The sequence below is a fragment of the Dechloromonas agitata is5 genome, assembly GCF_000519045.1.
In the GTDB taxonomy this organism is placed as follows: Bacteria; Pseudomonadota; Gammaproteobacteria; order Burkholderiales; family Rhodocyclaceae; genus Azonexus; species Azonexus agitatus.
Genome location: NZ_KI912532.1, coordinates 1,192,634 through 1,211,766 on the forward strand (window position 1 = coordinate 1,192,634; position 19,133 = coordinate 1,211,766).

Consider the following 19,133-nt stretch of genomic DNA (forward strand, 5'->3'; position numbering starts at 1 on the left):
ACTGATCGGTCATTAAATTACCACCGCGTTTTCCTTCAGGTCAACGGCCTTCCTTGATCAGGCGGCCGCTGGAGGGCTGGATGGGGCGGGCGTTGTTGCGGTACAGGCGGCTGAAGATGTTGATCTGTTCCGGCGATACCTGGACGGGCTGCTTCATCACCAGCCACAGCACACCCTCGGAGCAAGGCGGCGTGGTCAGCGAACCCATGTAGGTGTAATAGTTGCGCGAAGTCGGTAGCAGGGTGTTCAGGTCGACGATCGCGTTGGGCGGCGAAACCGGCATGTTCTTTTCCAGTGGCATGTAGTTCCACAGCGTCTGGATGAAGGGATTCTCGTTGCCGCGTTCGAGCAGCACGGCGACCACCGCCAGCTGGCCGTCATCGGCTTTGTGTACGAGATGGACGACCATGTCGAAGCGCTGCCCGTTGATCTTCTCTTCCGACGGGCGATGGAAATGGAACTGGACCAGCTCGTAGGATTTGCCAGTCAGGGAAATCGATCCTTCGCCGACCTGGACTTGGACGGTGTGGCCGTTATCGACGATGCGGAAGGTCGACGGCTGGTAGTTGAACTTGATCGGTTCGAGATCGACCTTGATGCCGTCCTTGATGTCGATCGGCGACTGGCGTTCGCCGATGGCGCAGGCCTTGTTCTGCGGATCGAGCTTGCTCCAGTTTTCCGGGGCGCCAGCACCTTCGTAGCCCCAATGGATGTGAGCATGCTGGACAGCCGGCTCGCTTTGGGTCAGCTCCAGCATGTAGCCCTCGGGCCGACTCGCCTTCTTTGGCTTGGCCGCCGGTGCGGCATGAATGATGTAGGTCTGTGCCTTGGCCGGCGGCGGGGCGACAGGTTTGGCTGCTGGAGAGGGCGGTGACGTGGGGCTTGCTTCTCTGGCCGCATCGGCAGCGGCCTTCAGGTTGGGGCGAATCGATGGAACCGGTATCGCGTCTTCCTTGGCCGGTGTCTCGCTGGCCTTGAGGGCGGCCGGTTTTTCCGCTTTGGCCAGGCCCTTCTTGAGCATCGCGTCGTTCGCCGCCTTCAGGTCGTTGCCAGCTTCGTTGGCCTTCTTTGCCAGTTCGGCCTGATTTTCCCGGGGTGGGCGGCAGACTTCACGCAGCACCTTGTCGTCCAGCGTGCCGGAGCGTACTGGCAGTTCGGCGCCCTTGATGTCTTCCTCGCGCACGATGTCGGTTTCGTTCTTCTTGAAGATGCGCTTGATGGTGGTGGCGTTGCGTGTCGTGCAATCGTAACGGGTGATCGCTTCGATGACGCGGTAGCCGGCGCCGGAGCGGCCGTCGATCAACTCTTTTTCAAGGACGACCCGGCCCTGTGCCTGGACGATGGTGCCTTCGCGCTTGAGGTTGGTGCGGTCGATCTCGATGCGCTTGCCGGGCTCGGAGGAGATGACCTGCCAGGTCGGGGCGGCAGAGAGGCTCCACGGGAGCGAGGCCAGCAGGCTGGCGATGATCAGATGGCGCATGGTGGGTCCTCGTTTTTCTTTAGATTCCGCGTCTTGTCGAAGATATTTCGGCTGCTTTCTCGAAATCTTGAGCGGGATTTGTCATTCCTTGCATTTTGCCTGTGTTTCCAGTAACTTGCAGCCTCTCGTTAGGGGTGTCGCCGGTGACGGATGACTGAGAAATACCCTTCGAACCTGACCGGGTCATGCCGTCGTAGGGAAACGAATGCTGGGCTGGAACCAGCGCGCTCCTTGCCCGTCTTATCCGGCTGTAATCACGCACGGAGCCCCCATGAACGCCAAAGACACCTTCCTCGCCGCCACCGCCCACGTCGACGAGGCCGCCATCCAGCCGCTGCCGAATTCCCGCAAGGTTTACATTGAGGGTTCGCGCCCGGACATCCAGGTGCCGATGCGCGAAATCAGCCAGGCCGACACGCCGACCGCCTTCGGTGGCGAAAAGAATCCGCCTATCTTCGTTTACGACTGCTCCGGCCCCTACTCCGACCCGGCTGCGAAAATCGACATCCGCTCCGGCCTGCCTGCACTGCGCGCCCAATGGATCGCCGAGCGTGGCGACACCGAGGAACTCCCTGACCTGAGTTCCGAATTCGGCCGCCAGCGCGCCGCCGACCAGGCCCTCGACGAACTGCGCTTCCCCGGCCTGCACCGCAAGCCGCGCCGCGCCAAGGCCGGTGCCAACGTCTCGCAGATGCACTATGCGCGCAAAGGCATCATCACCCCCGAGATGGAATACGTCGCCCTCCGCGAAAACCTCAATCGTGCCGCCTACATCGAATCCCTGAAAGCCACCGGGCCGACCGGCGAGAAAATGGCCGCCCTGCTCACCCGCCAGCACCCTGGTCAGAGCTTTGGCGCTGCGATCCCGGTCGAGATCACCCCCGAATTCGTGCGCAGCGAAATCGCCCGTGGCCGCGCCATTATCCCCAACAACATCAACCACCCGGAAAGCGAACCGATGATCATCGGTCGCAACTTCCTCACCAAGATCAACGCCAACATCGGCAACTCGGCGCTCGGCTCCTCCATCCAGGAAGAAGTCGAGAAGATGACCTGGTCCATCCGCTGGGGCGGCGACACCGTCATGGACCTGTCCACCGGCAAGAACATCCACGAAACCCGCGAGTGGATCATCCGCAACTCGCCGGTGCCGATCGGCACGGTGCCGATCTATCAGGCACTGGAAAAGGTCAACGGTAAGGCCGAGGACCTGACCTGGGAGATCTTCCGTGACACGCTGATCGAGCAGGCCGAGCAGGGCGTCGATTACTTCACCATCCACGCCGGCGTGCTGCTGCGCTATATCCCGATGACCGCCAACCGCATGACCGGGATTGTTTCCCGCGGCGGTTCGATCATGGCCAAGTGGTGCCTGGCGCACCATAAGGAAAGCTTCCTCTACACGCACTTCGAGGAAATCTGCGAAATCATGAAGGCCTACGACGTCGCCTTCAGCCTCGGCGACGGCCTGCGTCCGGGCTCGATCTACGACGCCAACGACGAAGCGCAGCTCGGCGAGTTGAAAACCCTTGGCGAACTCACCGAGATCGCCTGGAAGCATGACGTGCAGACCATCATCGAAGGCCCGGGCCACGTGCCGATGCACCTGATCAAGGAGAACATGGACCTGCAGCTCGAATACTGCAAAGAAGCCCCGTTCTACACCCTCGGCCCGCTGACCACCGACATCGCGCCGGGCTACGACCACATCACCAGCGGCATCGGCGCCGCGATGATCGGCTGGTACGGCACCGCCATGCTCTGCTACGTGACGCCGAAGGAACACCTCGGCCTGCCCGACAAGGACGACGTCAAGGAAGGCATCATCACCTACAAGCTGGCCGCCCACGCCGCCGATCTGGCCAAGGGCCACCCCGGCGCGCAGATCCGCGACAACGCACTGTCCAAGGCGCGCTACGAGTTCCGCTGGGACGACCAGTTCAACCTCGGCCTCGACCCGGACAAGGCGCGCGAATTCCACGACGAGACCCTGCCCAAGGAGTCGGCCAAGGTCGCCCACTTCTGCTCGATGTGCGGCCCGCACTTCTGCTCGATGAAAATCACCCAGGATGTGCGCGACTTCGCCGCGCAGCAGGGCCTGAACGAAGCCGAGGCGCTGGAGAAGGGCATGGAAGCGAAGGCGGTCGAGTTCGTGAAGACCGGGGCGGAGGTTTATCGCAAGGTTTGAGTTTGCTGAAGGCCGGCACGGCCATGAAAAGGCGGCTGATACGGCCGCCTTTTGTTTTGGGGGCCAGAGGAGTCGTTGTAGGCATCCGCTTGATCGGGGAGTCGTGGGGTTTGCGGGTTTGGCTCATTTGGGCTATCGTTTAGTATCATTTGGTATTCGTGGGTGCAAATCATGGCAGGTCAAGCGCAAACTCCGAAGGCTACCCGCCTGACCGCCGATCAACCGGCTGCGCTGTATGCCATTCCCGGCGGGGCCCGCTCGGGCAGCGCATGGGTTGATTATCGCGATGCCTTTCTGGGCAGTCCGGCAGCGGTGCAGATCGAGGCCATTCGCCGCGGGGCGCCGGCCGGCAACCTGCTGGGTGCAGCAGAGGCGCTGCGTTTGCCGCGTGAGCGGGTTTACGAACTGGTCGGCCTCTCCGTGTCCACGGCCAAGCGGAAGGTGGCGGGGAACGAGGTGCTCGATCCGCTGGTAACCGAACGCCTTGTTCGACTTGGCGGTATCGAAAAGCTGGCTGAAGAGACTTTTGGCGACCCGGCTCTGGCTGCCGAGTGGCTGCAGGCGGTCAATGTCGGGCTGGGGGGCGTGGCGCCGCTGTCCCTGCTCGACACTGAAATCGGCTGCCGAGAAGTATCGCGCGTGCTGCATGCGATCGCCTACGGTGGCGCGGCCTGATGCGTGCCTGGCGCATTGCCCGCGCCCGTTTTGCGCTGGATCGTAGCGGGGCGGGCGGCCTGGTCGATGCCGGCCGCTGGCACCCGCTGGGCATGCCGGTGATTTATGCCGGTTTGTCGGTGGAAATCTGCGCGCTGGAAAAGCTGGTACATACTGGCCGCATCCTGCCGCCCGACCTGCAACTGGTTCGGCTCGATTTGCCGGATGATCCAAGGCTGTACGAGCACCTCGATCCGGCGCGTGTGCCGAATTGGGCCGATACGCCACCCGGTGCCGCATCGGTCGCCTTTGGCGGGGCTTTCCTGCGCGAACAGCGCGGTCTGGCGTTGATCGTGCCCTCGGCGGTGGTGCCGGAGGCGCGCAATCTGGTCATCAATCCGCTGCACCCGCGCTTTGCCGAGGTGACGATGGCTGTCGAGCGGCCGTTTGCCTTCGATGCCCGGCTGCGCCAGGAGAACTGATATGGAGTGTCGTCCGGGTTGTGGCGCCTGTTGCATTGCCCCCTCGATTTCTTCGCTGGACAAGCCGGCCGGGGTGCCTTGCCGGCATCTCGATGCGGATTTGCGTTGCCGCCTGTTCGGCCGTCCGGAGCGCCCGGCCTGCTGCTCCGGCTTGCAGCCGGCACCCGACATGTGCGGTAGCACCCGGGAGGCGGCGTTGCACTGGCTGGGCGCGCTCGAAGCGCTTACCCGGCCGGGATAGTAGAATGCGGCCTCCCCAACCTGGCCGCATTCCATGGACCCGATACTCCTGCTCAAGGCGCTCATTCTCGGCATCGTCGAGGGGCTGACTGAATTCCTGCCCATTTCGTCGACCGGCCACCTGATCCTGGCCGGCGATCTGCTCGATTTCAACGACGATCGCGGCAAGCTGTTCGAGATCGTCATCCAGTCGGGTGCCATCCTGGCCGTCGTCTGGGAATATCGTGAGCGCCTGCTCAAGGTGGCACGCGGCGCGACGAGCGATCCGGCGGCGCAGAAATTCATCCTCAACCTGTTCGTCGCCTTCCTACCGCTCGCCATCCTTGGCCTGGCCTTCGGCAAGGCGATCAAGGCCAACCTGTTCAACCCGATTGCCGTGGCGACAACCTTTATCGTCGGTGCCTTGGTCATCCTGTGGGCGGAGCGGCGCGAGCACAAGATTCGCATCCAGACGGTCGAAGAGATGAATATTGTCGATGCGCTGAAGCTCGGTATCGCGCAGGCGTTTGCGTTGATCCCCGGGACCTCGCGTTCCGGCGCGACGATCATCGGCGGCCTGCTGTTCGGCCTGTCGCGCAAGGCGGCCACCGAGTTTTCCTTCTTCCTCGCCATTCCGACGCTGGGGGTGGCGACCGTGTATCAGCTCTACAAGGAGCGGGCGCTGCTCAGTGTCGATGATATCGGCATGTGGGCTGTCGGCTTCGTCTCGGCCTTCATTTCGGCTTTCCTGTGCGTGCGCTGGCTGTTGCGCTTCATTTCCAGCCATGATTTCGTACCCTTCGCCTGGTATCGCATCGTCTTCGGCATCGTCGTGCTGACCACCGCGCATTTCGGCTGGGTGCAATGGACCGCCCACTGATCGTCTACCTGCACGGCTTCTGCTCTTCGCCCGCGTCCTGGAAATCCCGGCTGCTGGCTGAAGAGATGGCGCGGCGCGGCCTGGGGGTGCAGTTCGTCTGCCCGCCCCTGTCGCCGGTGCCGGATGAGGCGGTGGCCTGTGTTGAGGACCTGATCGGGCAGGCAAGCGGGCCGGTCGTGCTGGTTGGCTCGTCGCTCGGCGGGCATTACGCCAACCATTTGGCCGAAAAGCACGATCTGCGGGCGGCGCTGATCAACCCGGCGATCGTCGCGGCGCTCGATCTCGGCCTGTTTGTCGGCGACCACACCAATTTTCATACCGGCGAACACTTCACCTTCACGGCCGCCCATGCCGCGCAACTCCAGGCGCAGGTACGCCGGCCCACGCCGGATCGCTACTGGCTGATGCTCGAAGCGGGCGACGAGGTGCTCGATTACCGGCAGGCGCTCGACTTCTACGCCGGCTGTCGGCAAACCGTGCTGCCCGGCGGCGATCACAGCTTCACGCAATTTCCAGAATTCGTAGCGCAACTCATTGAATTTGCCGGGCTATAATCCGCCGATGAACGTATTGTTTGAAGAAGATGGCGGCTTCAAGGCAGGCAGCATCATGGCCGACAACGACAGCTCGTTGCAGGTCGAAATGCCTTCCGGCAAGCGCAGCAAGATCAAGTCCGCAACTGTGTTGTTGCGTTTCGAGAAACCTTCGGCCGGCACCCTGCTCGAGCAGGCGACGCCACTGGCCGAAGAGATCGAGGCGGATTTCCTGTGGGAGTGTGTCAGCGATGGCGAATTTTCGTTTCTGGATTTTGCCCGTGATTACTACGGACACGACCCCGCCCCGGTCGAAGCGACGGCGGTGCTGCTTGCCCTGCATGCCGCCCCCGTCTATTTCCACCGCAAAGGCAAGGGCCGCTTCCGCAAGGCGCCTGCCGACATTCTCGCAGCTGCTCTGGCCAGTCTTGAAAAGAAGCGTCAGCAAGCGCTCGCCATCGAGGGCTGGATAAGCGAACTCAGGGAATTCCGCCTGCCGCCGGAAATCGGTGCGCTGACCGATGCCCTGCTCTACGCGCCGGACCGCAACAAGCCGGAAACCAAGGCCTTCGAGACGGCCTGTGCCGAAACCGGCCTGACCGCCGCCCAGTTGCTCTTCAAGTGCGGCGCCATCAAGTCGGCCTACCACCTGCACTACAAGCGCTTCCTGCACGAACAATTTCCCAAGGGGGTCGGCTTCCCCGCTGTGGAAACGCCCGGGCTGCCGGCGGATCTGCCGAAGGCCGAGGTTCGCGCCTTCTCGATCGACGATGCGCACACCACCGAAATTGACGATGCCCTGTCGGTCACCTGGCTGCCCGGCATCGGCAGCCGCATCGGCATCCACATTGCGGCGCCCGGCCTGGCTATCGCGCACGGCTCGCCGCTCGACGGCGTCGCGCGGGCCCGCCTGTCCACCGTTTACATGCCGGGCAACAAGATCACCATGCTGCCCGATGCCGTGGTGCAGAACTACACGCTGGCCGGCGGCGTCGATTGCCCGGCTGTGTCGATCTACCTGACGGTCAGTGACTCGCTCGAGATCCTCGGCCACGAGTCGCGGCTGGAGCGGGTGCATATCGCCGCCAACCTGCGGCATCACGAAGTCGAGCCCTGGTTCAACGAGCAGACCGTTGGCGGCGTGCTGCCCGACCAGCCCTTCGCCCGCGAGCTGCTCCACCTGTGGCATTTCGCCAATGCCTGCGAAGGCCGGCGCGGCAAGCCCTCCGCCGTGCAGGGCGTGAACGACTACAACTTCGCCATCATCGGCGACCTGGCCGACCCGGAAGCGTGCACTGTCGAAATCAGCGAGCGCAAGCGCGGCAGCCCGCTCGACAAGCTGGTTGCCGAGTTGATGATCGTCGCCAATTCGACCTGGGGCGGCCTGCTTGCCGAGAAGAACATCGCCTGCCTGTACCGGGCTCAGACGCAGGGCAAGGTGCGCATGACCACCTCGCCGTTGCCGCACGAGGGGCTCGGCGTGCCGCAATACGCCTGGATGACCTCGCCGCTCCGCCGTTACTGCGACCTGGTCAACCAATGGCAGTTGATCGCCTGCCTGCGCGGCGAAACACCGTCCTTTGCGCAGAAATCGGCCGAACTGTTTGCCGCGATGCGCGATTTCGAGATCACCTACGGTGCCTACGCCGACTTCCAGCGCCTGATGGAGCGCTACTGGTGCCTGCGCTGGCTGCAGCAGCACGGGGTGAGCGAGATCGATGCCACCGTGCGCCGCGAGCAGCTGGTCAAGCTCGACCATCTGCCGCTTCTGCTGCGCGTGCCGTCCTTGCCGGGCGACCTGCCGCCGGGGCAGCGCGTGCATTTGGCGATCGACAGCATCGACCTGCTGGCCCCCGAGCTGACCTGCCGATTCGTCCGATTGCTGGGTGAGGCCAATCCGGCGGAGGCCGTGGAGGAGGACGAGGCGTGACGCACGCTGCCAGCCCGCGCCAGTTGCGAGCCGCCGAGCAGGATCGCCGGCTGTGGTTGGCTATTGCCGCGTCCGTGCTGTTCCACGGCTTGCTGCTGATGCTGCACTTCACTTTTCCAGATGCCTCGCAGGTGATGCGAGAGCGGGCGCTCGACATCATCCTGGTCAATGCCAAATCGGCGCGCAAGCCGCACGACGCGCAGGCCCTGGCGCAGGCCAACCTTGATGGGGGGGGCAATGTCGATGAAAATCGCCGTGCCAAGACCCCCTTGCCGCCAACCCAGCGCCAGACCGAAGGCAACGATGTGCAGCAGATGCAGCGCCGGGTGCAGGAACTCGAGTCGGCCCAGCAGAAACTGCTGACCCAGGCCAAGAGCCTGCGCCACGTCGCCTCCGACACGACGCAGAGCGAGCAGCCGGCGCCAGTGCCCAGCGTCAGCGGTTTCGACCTCGCCGAAACGGCTCGTGCGATGGCCCGTCTGGAGGGCGAGATCGCCAAGACGGCTGACGAATACAGCAAGAAGCCGCGCAAGAAGTTTGTCGGGGCGCGCACTGAGGAGTACGCCCTCGCCGCCTATCTCGATGCCTGGAAGCAGAAGATCGAGCGCATCGGCACCCTCAATTACCCGGAAGAGGCGCGGGGCAAACTGTATGGCGCCGTCGTCCTGTTCGTCGAACTGCGGGCCGAGGACGGCAGCCTGTACAACGCCGAGATTTCAAAGTCGTCCGGCCACAAGGTGCTTGATCAGGCGGCCCTGCGCATCCTGCGCATGTCGGCCCCCTTCGGCCCGATCCCGGCAGCCGGGCTGGGCGGCGCTACCGTCCTGTCTTTTGCCCGCACCTGGTATTTCACGCAGGGCGATGCCCTGAACACCGGTATCAGCAAATAGGCCTCGGCTCCGCCGTGCTAGCCTTGGTGCCGTTTTGCCCACCTCTCCACGCAGCCCAGCCATGTCCGACCTGTACGCCGTTTTCGGCAACCCGATCGCCCACTCCAAGTCGCCGGCCATTCATGCCGCCTTCGCCGCTGCCACCGGGCAGGATCTGATCTACGAAGCCCGGCTGGCGCCACTCGACGATTTTGCCGGCGCGGTGGCTGAATTCATCCGGCTGGGTGGCAAGGGGGCAAACGTGACCGTGCCCTTCAAGGAAGAAGCCTGTCGTCTGGCCAGTCGCCTGTCGGAGCGTGCGGCACGGGCCGGGGCGGTCAATACGCTGAGCTTTGCCGGCGGTGAAATTGTCGGCGACAACACCGATGGCGCCGGATTGGTCGGCGACATGACCCGCAATCTTGGGCTCTCGCTCGCCGGCAAGCGCACCCTGCTGCTCGGAGCGGGCGGTGCGGCGCGCGGCGTCATCGCGCCGATTCTGGCCGAAGAGCCGGCCTGTCTCGATATCGCCAACCGCACGGCGAGCAAGGCGGCCGAACTGGCGGCGGTATTCGGCGATCTGGCGGGTCTTCGTGCCGGCTGCTTCGCAGATTTCGCCGGCCTCTCCTACGACGTGGTGATCAATGCCACCTCGGCCAGTCTCTCCGGCGCCAGCCTGCCCCTGCCGGCCGGCTTGTTCGCCCCCGACAGCCTGGCCTACGACATGATGTACGGCAAGGGCGAAACGCCCTTCCTGCGACTGGCCCGCGAGCAGGGCGCGGCGCGTTGTGCCGACGGGCTCGGCATGCTGGTAGAGCAGGCGGCCGAGGCCTTCTTCGTCTGGCGCGGCGTGCGTCCGGCGACCGGGGCGGTACTCGCCGGCTTGCGCGCCCAACTGGCGGTATGAAGCAGCTGGGCCACTGGCTCAAATGGGTCGTGCTGGCCGTCGCCGGGCTCTTCCTGCTCTGGCAGCTGTGGCTGCTCGGTTGGGTGCTGCTGTGGAGCTGGGTCAATCCCGGTCAGACCCGGTTCATGGAAATCCGGCTGGCCGAGTTGCGTCAGAAGAACCCGCAGGCCGAATGGCAGCAGCAGTGGGTGCCCTATGAGCGTATTTCGATCCACCTGAAGCGGGCGATCATCGCGGCGGAAGACGCCAAGTTCGTCGATCATGAAGGCTTCGACTGGGAAGGCATGCAGAAGGCGCTCGAAAAGAACCAGAAGAAGGGGCGTGCCGTCGCCGGCGGGTCGACCATCAGCCAGCAGCTCGCCAAGAACCTCTTCCTGACGCCAACCCGGTCCTATGTCCGCAAGGTGGAGGAGGCGATCATTACGCTGATGCTGGAGAACCTGTGGAGCAAGCGGCGCATTTTCGAGGTTTACCTGAATGTGATCGAGTGGGGTAATGGCGTGTTTGGCGCCGAAGCGGCTGCGCGCCACTATTACAACACCAGTGCTGCCCAGCTTGGCCCCGAGCAGGCGGCCCGACTGGCCGGCATGGTGCCCAATCCGCGCTACTACGACCGGCATCGCAATGCCCCCGGCTTGGGGCGCAAGACGGCGATCATTCTCGGCCGCATGCCGAGTGCCGAGGTGCCGTGAAATTTCCCTCGCCTAGGGGTTTTCCGCAGTGATTTTGTAGGATTCCGGTCAGGGGGGCAGTGCTAAAATGGCACACCTTTTGCGGCGCTGCACCATGAGCGAAGAAGCCCAGCTGACCGATACCGAAGACTTGCAGGAGCGCCTCGCCGAGGTGCAGACCCTGCTCGCCCGGCACAAGCTGGTCGAAGAGCTGGTCCACCGGCAGGAAGGGCCCCGCCACGACCTCGTCGAAGAGGTCGTGCACAAGCAGCATCTGCACGAGCTGCGCGACAAGCTGGACCCGATGCACCCGGCCGACATCGCCTATGTGCTGGAGGCCCTGCCGACCGACGAGCGCCTGATCGTCTGGGGGCTGGTCAATCCGGAACTCGAAGGCGAGGTGCTGCTTGAGGTTTCCGATGCCGTCCGCGAGAGCCTCATCGAGTCGATGGAGCGCACCGAGCTGGTCGCCGCCGCCGAAACGCTCGATGCCGACGAGCTGGCCGACCTGGCCCCCGACTTGCCGCAGGGGGTTATCGACGACGTGTTTCGCGGCCTGTCGGTTGATGAGCGCGAGCAGTTGCGCGCAGCGATGTCCTATCCCGAGGATTCGGTCGGCTCGATCATGGACTTCGACATGGTCACCGTGCGCGAGGATGTCACACTCGAAGTCGTGTTGCGCTACCTGCGCCGCTTCGATGAATTGCCTGACCATACCGACCAGTTGTTTGTGGTGGATCGCGACGAGCACCTGAAGGGGGTGTTGCCGCTCAACATTCTGCTGGTCAACGAAGTGGACGTCGAGGTCGGCAGCCTGATGCAGACCGATTTCGTCGAGCTGGAGCCCGACGACCTGGCCGAAGAAGCTGCCAAGGCCTTCGAGCGCTACGACCTGGTGTCGGCGCCGGTGGTCGATCCGGAGGGCAAGCTGGTCGGCCGCGTGACCGTTAACGAGGTGGTCGACTACATCCGCGAAGAGGCCGAGCATGAGCAGTTGGCCAACGCCGGTCTGCGCGAGGAGGAAGACATCTTCGCCTCGGTCTGGGATTCGGTGAAGAACCGCTGGTCCTGGCTGGCGATCAACCTGATCACCGCCTTCGTCGCATCCCGCGTCATCGGTGCCTTCGAGGATTCCATCGAAAAGCTGGTCGCCCTCGCCGCGCTGATGCCTATCGTCGCCGGCATCGGCGGCAATTCCGGCAATCAGACCATCACGATGATCGTGCGTGCCATCGCCATGGGCCAGGTCCAGCCGGATGCGATGCGCCGCCTGTTGCGCAAAGAACTCGGTGTGGCCAGCATCAATGGCGTGATCTGGGGCGGCCTGCTCGGCATTGCCGCCTGGTGGCTCTACGGCAGTGTCGCGCTGGGTGTGGTGATGACGGCGGCGATGACCCTCAATCTCCTGCTGGCCGCCTCGGCCGGCGTCGGCATTCCGCTGCTCCGTCAGAAGTTCGGTGCCGACCCCGCCGTCGGCGGCTCGGTCATGATCACCGCGCTGACCGACTCCGGTGGTTTCTTCATCTTCCTCGGCCTGGCGACGCTGTTCCTAATGTGAGTCGGGCGTCACCAGCTTGAGCCCGACGATGCCGGCCACGATCAGGCCGATGCAGACGAAACGTAGCGCCTCGCGCGATTCGCCGAACAGGAAGATGCCGAGAATCGCCGTACCGACGGCGCCGATACCCGTCCATACCGCGTAGGCGGTGCCCAGTGGCAGTACCTTCAGTGACCAGCCGAGCAACACGACGCTGAGTGCCATGGCGGCCAGCGTCAGCGCCGAGGGCAGCAGGCGGCTGAAGCCCTCGGTGTATTTGAGGCCGACCGCCCAGCCGACCTCGCACAGGCCGGCGATGAACAGGATCAGCCAGGCCAGTCCGCTACTCATTTTTGCGCCGCAAACCAGGCATCAGCCGCGGCGATGGTGCCGGCGATGTCCGCCTCCGTATGGGCGGCCGAGACGAAACCAGCCTCGAAAGCGGAAGGCGCAAAATAGTGGCCGGCGGCGATCATGGCGTGGAAGAAGCGGTTGAAGGCTTCCTTGTCGCAAGCCAGTACGGCATCGTAGGTAGACGGGCAGGCTTCGGCGAAGTAGAGGCCGAACATGCCTCCGATGTTCTGGGCCGAGAAGAGGACGCCGTGCTTTTTCGCGGCGCCGACCAGGCCATCGCACAGCGCCTTGGTCTTCGCGGTCAGCGACTCGTAGAAGCCGGGGGCCTGAATCAGCTTCAGCGTAGCGAGGCCGGCGGCGGTGGCGATCGGGTTGCCGGACAGGGTGCCGGCCTGATAGACCGGGCCGAGCGGGGCGATCTTTTCCATGATCGCGCGCTTGCCGCCGAAGGCCCCCATCGGCATACCGCCGCCCACCACCTTGCCGAAGGTGGACAGGTCGGGGGTGATGCCGAACAGGCCCTGGGCGCTCTGCAGGCCGACGCGGAAGCCGGTCATCACTTCGTCGAAAATCAGCACGGCGCCATATTGTGCCGTCAGGTCGCGCATGGCCTTGAGGAATTCGGCGGTTGGAGCGATCAGGTTCATGTTACCGACGACCGGCTCGACGATCACGGCGGCGATCTTGTCGCCGTGCGTCTTGAACGCCTCGGCCAAGCCCTGTGGATCGTTGTAGGTCAGCACCATGGTCGTTTCGGCGGTGCCGGCCGGGACGCCGCCGGACGACGGGTTGCCGAAGGTGAGCAGGCCGGAACCCGCCTTGACCAGCAGGCTGTCGGCGTGGCCGTGGTAGCAGCCTTCGAACTTGACCAGGATGTCACGCCCCGTGTAACCGCGGGCCAGGCGGATGGCACTCATTGTCGCCTCGGTGCCGGAGGAGACCAGGCGCACCATGTCCAGCGATGGCACCATGTCGCACAGCAGATCGGCGATTTCAACCTCGCGCTCGGTCGGCGCGCCGAACGACAGGCCGTCGACCACGGCCGCCTGCACGGCGGCAATCACCTCGGGGTGGGCGTGGCCGAGGATCATCGGCCCCCAGGAGCCGACGTAGTCGGTGTACCACTTGCCGTCAGCATCCTGCACCTTGGCGCCAACGCCCTTCTGGAAGAACAGCGGCGTGCCGCCGACCGAGCGGAAGGCGCGCACCGGCGAATTGACGCCGCCCGGGATGTGTTTCTGGGCGCGGGCAAAGAGTTCTTCGTTACGTGAAGTCATGGTCAGGCTTTCTCGAAAAGGCGTTGGTAGGCAGCGGCGCGGGCAGCGATGTCGGGCGCCGAAAAAAGGTCGGTGATGACGGCGAGCAGGTCGGCACCGGCGGCAATCAGCGGTGGTGCGTTGTCGAGCGTGATGCCGCCGATGGCGCAGGTCGCTACGCCGAGTTCCTGCCGGGCCTCGGCGAACAGCCCGGGTTCGGCGCGGGCGGCATGCGGCTTGGTGGGTGACGGATATACCGCACCAAAAGCGACATAGTCGGCGCCCGCCGCTTGGGCGGCGTGGGCCAGCGATAAATCGGCATAGCACGAGGCGCCGAGAATCCGTTCCGGGCCGAGGATGGCACGGGCGGCGAGCAGATTGCCGTCGTCCTGGCCGAGATGGACCCCGTCGGCGTCGACCAAGGTGGTCAGCGCAAGGTCGTCGTTGATCAGCAAGCGGGCGCCATATTGCCTGGTCAGGGCGCGCAAGGCGCTGGCGCGGCGCACCTGCTCCGGTTTCGGGCTGATCTTGTCGCGGTATTGCACGATGCGGCAACCGCCGGCCAGTGCCGCGCCGACGTCGGCCAGCAGGCGTTCGCCATCGGCGCAGTCAGGCGTGATGGCGTAGAGGCCGCGCAGATCATTCCTTGCCATCGGCTGCCTTGTCCTCGCTGCTTTCGTCGTCGTTGCGGGCCCAGAAGAAACGGTCGGGGATGAATTGCCCCATACCGGCCCGGAAGCCATTCTTCAGGGTCTGCCAGGTGTAGTCCTGGGCATCGCGCACCGCGTCATCAACATTCGCGCCGCCAGCAATGCAGCCGGTGATGGCGGAGGCCAAGGTGCAGCCGGAGCCGTGGTAGCTGCCCGGCAGGCGTTCCCACTCGTCGCGGCGCAGCACGCCCTCCGGGCCGTACAGCGTGTTGATAACTTGCGGTGTGCTTTCGTGCGTGCCGGTGATCAGCACGTACTGGGCACCCATCTCGATCAGGCGCTGGGCACAGACGTCGATCGACGGTTCGCTTTCATCCTCGTCGCTTTCGGCCAGCCGGCGGGCCTCGGGAGCATTCGGGACGATCAGCGTGGTTTGCGGCAGCAGCATCTCGCGCATGGCGGAGATGATCTCCTCGCCCGACAACTCGTCGCCGCGACCGGAGGCGAGCACCGGGTCGAGAATGAGCGGAATGTCCGGGTAGTCGGAGACAATCTCGGCCACCGCCAGCACGTTCTCGACGCTGCCCAGTACCCCGATCTTGAAGGCGGCGACCGGCATGTCCTCGAGGATGGTGCGTGCCTGCTGTTCGACCAGTTCGGCGCTGAGCGCCTGGATGCTCTGCACGCCAACGGTGTCCTGCACGGTGATGGCGGTGATCGCGGTGAGCGGGTGGCAGCCCAGGCTGGCCAGGGTCAGCAGGTCGGCCTGGACGCCGGCACCGGATGACGGGTCGCTGGCAGCAAAGACGAGGACCAGGGGCGGGCAGGGCGGGTTGGGGGTGCTGTTCATTGCGTTTCGCATCCTTGGCGGACGCGAATGGAATTGGGTAAGATGGCCCGGATTTTATCCGAATCTGCTGGTTGCCGAAGCCGTCCGCGGATTGCTATGACAGTGTTGCCGCATTTGATTCCCGGCCTTACTTCCGTAGTATGATGCGGCGATAGTTTGAGCGCCTCCCGAAGAGGCCGAGGGGACAGGTAAATTGACTGATTTGTCGAGACTGCGTGGCGTCAAGGTAATGGTTATTGACGACAGCAACACGATACGGCGCAGCGCCGAGATTTTTCTCGTCCAGGCCGGCTGCCAGGTTGTGCTGGCCGAAGACGGTTTCGATGCGCTGGCCAAGATTGCCGATCATCAGCCGAACGTCATCTTCTGCGACATCATGATGCCGCGCCTCGACGGCTACCAGACCTGCTCCCTAATCAAGAAGAACGCCCGCTTCAAGTCCACGCCGGTCATCATGTTGTCCTCCAAGGACGGCCTGTTCGACCGGGCGCGCGGTCGCATGGTCGGTTCCGACCAGTACCTCACCAAACCCTTCACCAAAGACAGTCTGCTGCAAACGGTGGCCGCCTTCGCGCTGCCGGCTGAAACGGCAGCCAATTCGTAGCTCAGGAAACAACAGAAATGCCCGTCAAGAACATTCTCGTCGTTGATGATTCGCCCACTGAACGTTTTTTTACCGTGGACCTGCTGACCAAGGCTGGCTATCTGGTCACCACGGCTGAAAGCGGTGAGGAAGGCATCGCCAAGGCCAAGGCCACCAAGCCCGATCTGATCCTGATGGATGTCGTGATGCCCGGCCTGAATGGCTACCAGGCGACGCGAACCCTGACCCGCGACGAGGAGACCAAGTCCATCCCGATCATCGTCTGCACCTCCAAGGGGCAGGAAACCGACAAGATCTGGGGCTTGCGCCAGGGGGCTATCGATTATCTGGTCAAGCCCCTGAATCCGGAGGAGTTGTTGCAACGCATTGCGGCGCTGCCATAGCACATGGCCCGCAAGACCAGTCTGCGCGATTTCCAGGAGTACCTGGCGGCCCGCCTCAGCCAGGCGGCGATGGGCAAGGGGGCTGCCTCCTGGCTCGGTGTCGAGGCAGGCGGTGAGGCCTGGCTGGTCGATCTGTCCGATGGGGGCGAGGTCGTCCAGACTACGCAGTTGACGCCGGTCCCCTTGACCCGCCCATGGTTTGTCGGGGTCGCCAACATTCGCGGCAATCTGTATGCCGTTACCGATTTTTCGGTTTTCCGTGGTGGCCAGCCCATTGTCCAGAATGCCAATTCGCGCCTGTTGCTGATTGGCTCCCGTTATGGCACCAACGCCGCCCTGCTCGTCTCGCGCATGCTTGGCCTGAAGCGGCCGGAAGATTTCACGCCGGAAACTCCTGACGGCGTGATGCCGCTTTGGGGGCAGCAGCGTTTTGCCGATACGCAGGGGAAAATTTGGCGCAAGTTGTCGGTCCGCGAATTGCTGGCCGACCAGGATTTCATGAATATCGGGGTTTGATCGAGGGTGCCAGCCCCACCCCTCGCGGAGGAGTTCCATGGCTTTTAGCTTCAAGTTTCCGAAAGTGGGCGGCGCCGACAACACCGGCGCCCCGATGACCGTTTCCGCCGACATGGCGCCGGCCAAGCAGGCCTTGCCTTCTTTCCTGTCCGGGCAGCCGGTTGTCCAGCAGATGAAGACCTTGGGCGGCATCTTCGTCGTCCTCCTGCTGCTCATCGCTGTCCTCGTCTTCAGCGACAACCGCGAATCGGCCAACAACACGGCCTATGTCGCCGCCTCAGGCGAGATGCGAATGCTTTCCCAGCGTCTGGCCAAAGCCTCCTCGCTGGCCGTGCAGGGTAACCCGGCTGCCTTCGCGCAGTTGAAGGATTCGCGGGAAACTTTCGGCAAATTGTTGCAGACCCTGAGCGAAGGCGGCGAAGTCGGTGGTGCCAGCGTGCCGGCCTCGCCGGACGGCGTGCGCCCGCAGCTCGACGAACTGACCAAGCTGTGGGAGCCGACCGACAAGAATGCCGAAACGGTGATCGGCCAGGAGAAGAACCTGATCGCGCTGGGCAAGAACGTCGCGACCATCGACAACAACAACGCCGCCATGCTCGAATTGACCGAGCAGGTCGCCACCTTGAAGCTTCAGACCGGCGCCAGCGCCCGCGATATCGCCAATGCCAACCAGCTCGTGATGCTGACGCAGCGGATCGCCAAAAATGCCTCGGCCCTGTTGGTCGGCGACGAAATCAATCCGGAAGTGGCCTTCCTGCTCGGCAAGGACACCAACGCCTTCCGCGACATCCTGTCCGGCCTGAGCAAGGCAGGCGGCGATGCCGATACGCGAGCCAAGCTGGAAGAGCTGGAGGGGGCCTTCAAGGAGTATCAGGGCGCCATTTCGAGCATTCTGGGCAACATGCAGCCGCTGGTTCTTTCCAAGCAGGCCGGTTCACGCATCTTCCGTGGTAGCGAGGACTTGCTCAAGGCCACCGACAGCCTGGCGCAGGCTTATCAGGAGGGCGGCGCCGGGCGTGGCGTCTTCATCGTTCTTCTCGTCGTGCTGGTCGTTGCCGCCGTCGCGACGCTGGCCCTGCTTGCCAAGATCTACCTTGACGATACCGCGCGCCGCGCCCGGGCTGCCGAAGATCAGCGCCAGGCGGCCGACCAGACCAACCGCGACAACCAGGACGCCATTTTGCGTCTGATGAATGAACTGGGCGACCTCGCCGACGGCGACCTGACGGTGACGGCCACCGTGAGCGAAAACATTACTGGTGCCATCGCCGACTCGATCAACTACACCATTGAAGAACTCCGCGTGCTGGTCGGCCGGATCAACGATGCGGCGAACCGGGTGACCACGGCGACTGAAATCGCCCGCCTGAACTCCGCGCAACTGCTTGAGGCTGCCGAGCGCCAGTCGGCCGAGATCAAGGAAGCCGGCCAATCCGCGCTTGATATGGCCCGCTCGATGACCGAAGTGTCGAGCAACGCCACGCAGTCCGCCCAGGTTGCCCGCCAGTCCCTGATGGCTGCCGAAAAGGGTGCGCAGGCCGTGGAGGACTCGATCAAGGGCATGAACGAAATCCGTAACCAGATCCAGGAAACCTCGAAGCGAATCAAGCGCCTCGGTGAGAGTTCGCAGGAGATCGGTGAAATTGTGGAACTGATTTCGGACATTACCGAGCAGACCAACGTTCTCGCCCTGAACGCCGCCATCCAGGCGGCCTCGGCGGGTGACGCAGGGCGCGGCTTCACGGTGGTGGCCGAGGAAGTGCAGCGACTGGCTGAACGTTCGGCGGAAGCAACGAAGCAGATCGCAGCGATTGTGAAGACCATTCAGACCGACACGCAGGATGCGGTGTCCGCCATGGAGCAATCGACCCGCGGGGTGGTCGAGGGAGCCAAGCTCTCCGACGCCGCCGGCCAGGCGCTGTCCGAGATTGGCCAGGTGTCGCGCGATCTGGCCGACCTGATTCAGGATATTTCCAATTCGACGCAGAGCCAGGCCGATTCGGCCAGCCAGGTGGCGCATCTGATGCAGGACATCCTGCACGTTACCGAACAAACCACAGCCGGTACGCAGCGTACCGCCGAGGCTGTCGATGAACTGACCGCACTGGCTTCCGAACTGAAAGGTTCCGTCGCCGGCTTCAAGGTGGATTGACGCATAACGCGAGAGACT

20 protein-coding genes and 1 riboswitch are annotated in these 19,133 nt (G+C 63.9%); of the genes, 15 read left to right on the plus strand and 5 right to left on the minus strand.

Annotated elements, in window-relative coordinates; genetic code table 11:
- Positions 1–40: 40 nt before the first annotated feature.
- Positions 41–1,480 carry a carbonic anhydrase gene (locus tag K420_RS0105915; protein ID WP_027457264.1) on the minus strand — a complete coding sequence of 480 codons (1,440 nt, stop codon included), beginning with the start codon at positions 1,478–1,480 and terminating at the stop codon, positions 41–43.
- A gap of 120 nt (positions 1,481–1,600) precedes the next feature.
- Positions 1,601–1,697, plus strand: a riboswitch (TPP riboswitch).
- A gap of 54 nt (positions 1,698–1,751) precedes the next feature.
- Between K420_RS0105915 and thiC the strand changes: the two genes are divergently transcribed.
- The 11 genes from thiC to mgtE all read left to right on the plus strand — a co-directional run bounded on the left by thiC (position 1,752) and on the right by mgtE (position 12,371).
- Positions 1,752–3,668, plus strand: coding sequence for a phosphomethylpyrimidine synthase ThiC (gene thiC, locus K420_RS0105920; protein ID WP_027457265.1), 1,917 nt, complete (start codon positions 1,752–1,754; stop codon positions 3,666–3,668).
- 171 nt (positions 3,669–3,839) lie between these two features.
- A complete protein-coding gene (locus K420_RS19625) occupies positions 3,840–4,343 on the plus strand; it encodes an antitoxin Xre/MbcA/ParS toxin-binding domain-containing protein (protein ID WP_051452972.1) in 504 nt (167 codons plus the stop codon).
- Entirely contained in the window at positions 4,343–4,804 is a 462-nt protein-coding gene (locus tag K420_RS0105930) for an RES family NAD+ phosphorylase (protein WP_027457266.1), read from the plus strand. The genes K420_RS19625 and K420_RS0105930 overlap by 1 nt, the downstream gene beginning before the upstream one ends.
- 1 nt (position 4,805) lies before the next feature.
- Complete coding sequence (locus K420_RS20055; RefSeq protein WP_084019574.1) at positions 4,806–5,045, plus strand: hypothetical protein; 240 nt, start codon at positions 4,806–4,808, stop codon at positions 5,043–5,045.
- A 33-nt stretch (positions 5,046–5,078) separates the two neighbouring features.
- Positions 5,079–5,903, plus strand: a complete 825-nt coding sequence (locus K420_RS0105935; protein ID WP_027457267.1) for an undecaprenyl-diphosphate phosphatase — start codon at positions 5,079–5,081, stop codon at positions 5,901–5,903.
- Positions 5,888–6,457: a YqiA/YcfP family alpha/beta fold hydrolase gene (locus K420_RS0105940; RefSeq protein ID WP_198293806.1), complete on the plus strand. Its 570-nt coding sequence runs from the start codon at positions 5,888–5,890 to the stop codon at positions 6,455–6,457. The genes K420_RS0105935 and K420_RS0105940 overlap by 16 nt, the downstream gene beginning before the upstream one ends.
- Positions 6,458–6,464: 7 nt before the next feature.
- Complete coding sequence (locus tag K420_RS0105945) at positions 6,465–8,366, plus strand: ribonuclease catalytic domain-containing protein (RefSeq protein ID WP_027457269.1); 1,902 nt, start codon at positions 6,465–6,467, stop codon at positions 8,364–8,366.
- Positions 8,363–9,256, plus strand: a complete 894-nt coding sequence (locus K420_RS0105950) for a TonB family protein (protein ID WP_198293807.1) — start codon at positions 8,363–8,365, stop codon at positions 9,254–9,256. Before K420_RS0105945 ends, K420_RS0105950 begins: the two co-directional genes overlap by 4 nt.
- A 61-nt stretch (positions 9,257–9,317) precedes the next feature.
- Positions 9,318–10,142: a shikimate dehydrogenase gene (gene aroE / locus K420_RS0105955; RefSeq protein ID WP_027457271.1), complete on the plus strand. Its 825-nt coding sequence runs from the start codon at positions 9,318–9,320 to the stop codon at positions 10,140–10,142.
- Positions 10,139–10,834 carry a monofunctional biosynthetic peptidoglycan transglycosylase gene (gene mtgA / locus K420_RS0105960; RefSeq protein ID WP_027457272.1) on the plus strand — a complete coding sequence of 232 codons (696 nt, stop codon included), beginning with the start codon at positions 10,139–10,141 and terminating at the stop codon, positions 10,832–10,834. Before aroE ends, mtgA begins: the two co-directional genes overlap by 4 nt.
- Positions 10,835–10,928: 94 nt before the next feature.
- Positions 10,929–12,371: a magnesium transporter gene (mgtE, locus tag K420_RS0105965; protein WP_027457273.1), complete on the plus strand. Its 1,443-nt coding sequence runs from the start codon at positions 10,929–10,931 to the stop codon at positions 12,369–12,371.
- Here mgtE and sugE read toward each other — a convergent pair.
- The 4 genes from sugE to thiD are packed head-to-tail and all read right to left on the minus strand — an operon-like array spanning position 12,363 to position 15,460.
- On the minus strand, positions 12,363–12,701 hold the full coding sequence (gene sugE, locus K420_RS0105970) for a quaternary ammonium compound efflux SMR transporter SugE (RefSeq protein ID WP_088177831.1): 339 nt from the start codon (positions 12,699–12,701) through the stop codon (positions 12,363–12,365). The two genes, mgtE and sugE, sit on opposite strands and share 9 nt — an antisense overlap.
- Positions 12,698–13,981, minus strand: a complete 1,284-nt coding sequence (hemL, locus tag K420_RS0105975; RefSeq protein WP_027457275.1) for a glutamate-1-semialdehyde 2,1-aminomutase — start codon at positions 13,979–13,981, stop codon at positions 12,698–12,700. The genes sugE and hemL overlap by 4 nt, the downstream gene beginning before the upstream one ends.
- A 2-nt stretch (positions 13,982–13,983) precedes the next feature.
- Entirely contained in the window at positions 13,984–14,613 is a 630-nt protein-coding gene (gene thiE / locus K420_RS0105980) for a thiamine phosphate synthase (protein ID WP_027457276.1), read from the minus strand.
- Positions 14,600–15,460, minus strand: coding sequence for a bifunctional hydroxymethylpyrimidine kinase/phosphomethylpyrimidine kinase (gene thiD, locus K420_RS0105985; protein WP_027457277.1), 861 nt, complete (start codon positions 15,458–15,460; stop codon positions 14,600–14,602). Before thiD ends, thiE begins: the two co-directional genes overlap by 14 nt.
- A 229-nt stretch (positions 15,461–15,689) precedes the next feature.
- Between thiD and K420_RS0105990 the strand changes: the two genes are divergently transcribed.
- From K420_RS0105990 to K420_RS0106005, 4 genes are read left to right on the plus strand one after another with little or no spacing between them, the layout of a single operon-like run.
- Complete coding sequence (locus K420_RS0105990; protein WP_051452973.1) at positions 15,690–16,064, plus strand: response regulator; 375 nt, start codon at positions 15,690–15,692, stop codon at positions 16,062–16,064.
- 17 nt (positions 16,065–16,081) lie between these two features.
- On the plus strand, positions 16,082–16,447 hold the full coding sequence (locus K420_RS0105995) for a response regulator transcription factor (RefSeq protein WP_027457279.1): 366 nt from the start codon (positions 16,082–16,084) through the stop codon (positions 16,445–16,447).
- A gap of 3 nt (positions 16,448–16,450) precedes the next feature.
- Positions 16,451–16,963, plus strand: coding sequence for a chemotaxis protein CheW (locus tag K420_RS0106000; RefSeq protein WP_027457280.1), 513 nt, complete (start codon positions 16,451–16,453; stop codon positions 16,961–16,963).
- 37 nt (positions 16,964–17,000) lie between these two features.
- Entirely contained in the window at positions 17,001–19,115 is a 2,115-nt protein-coding gene (locus K420_RS0106005) for a methyl-accepting chemotaxis protein (RefSeq protein WP_027457281.1), read from the plus strand.
- Positions 19,116–19,133: the final 18 nt, after the last annotated feature.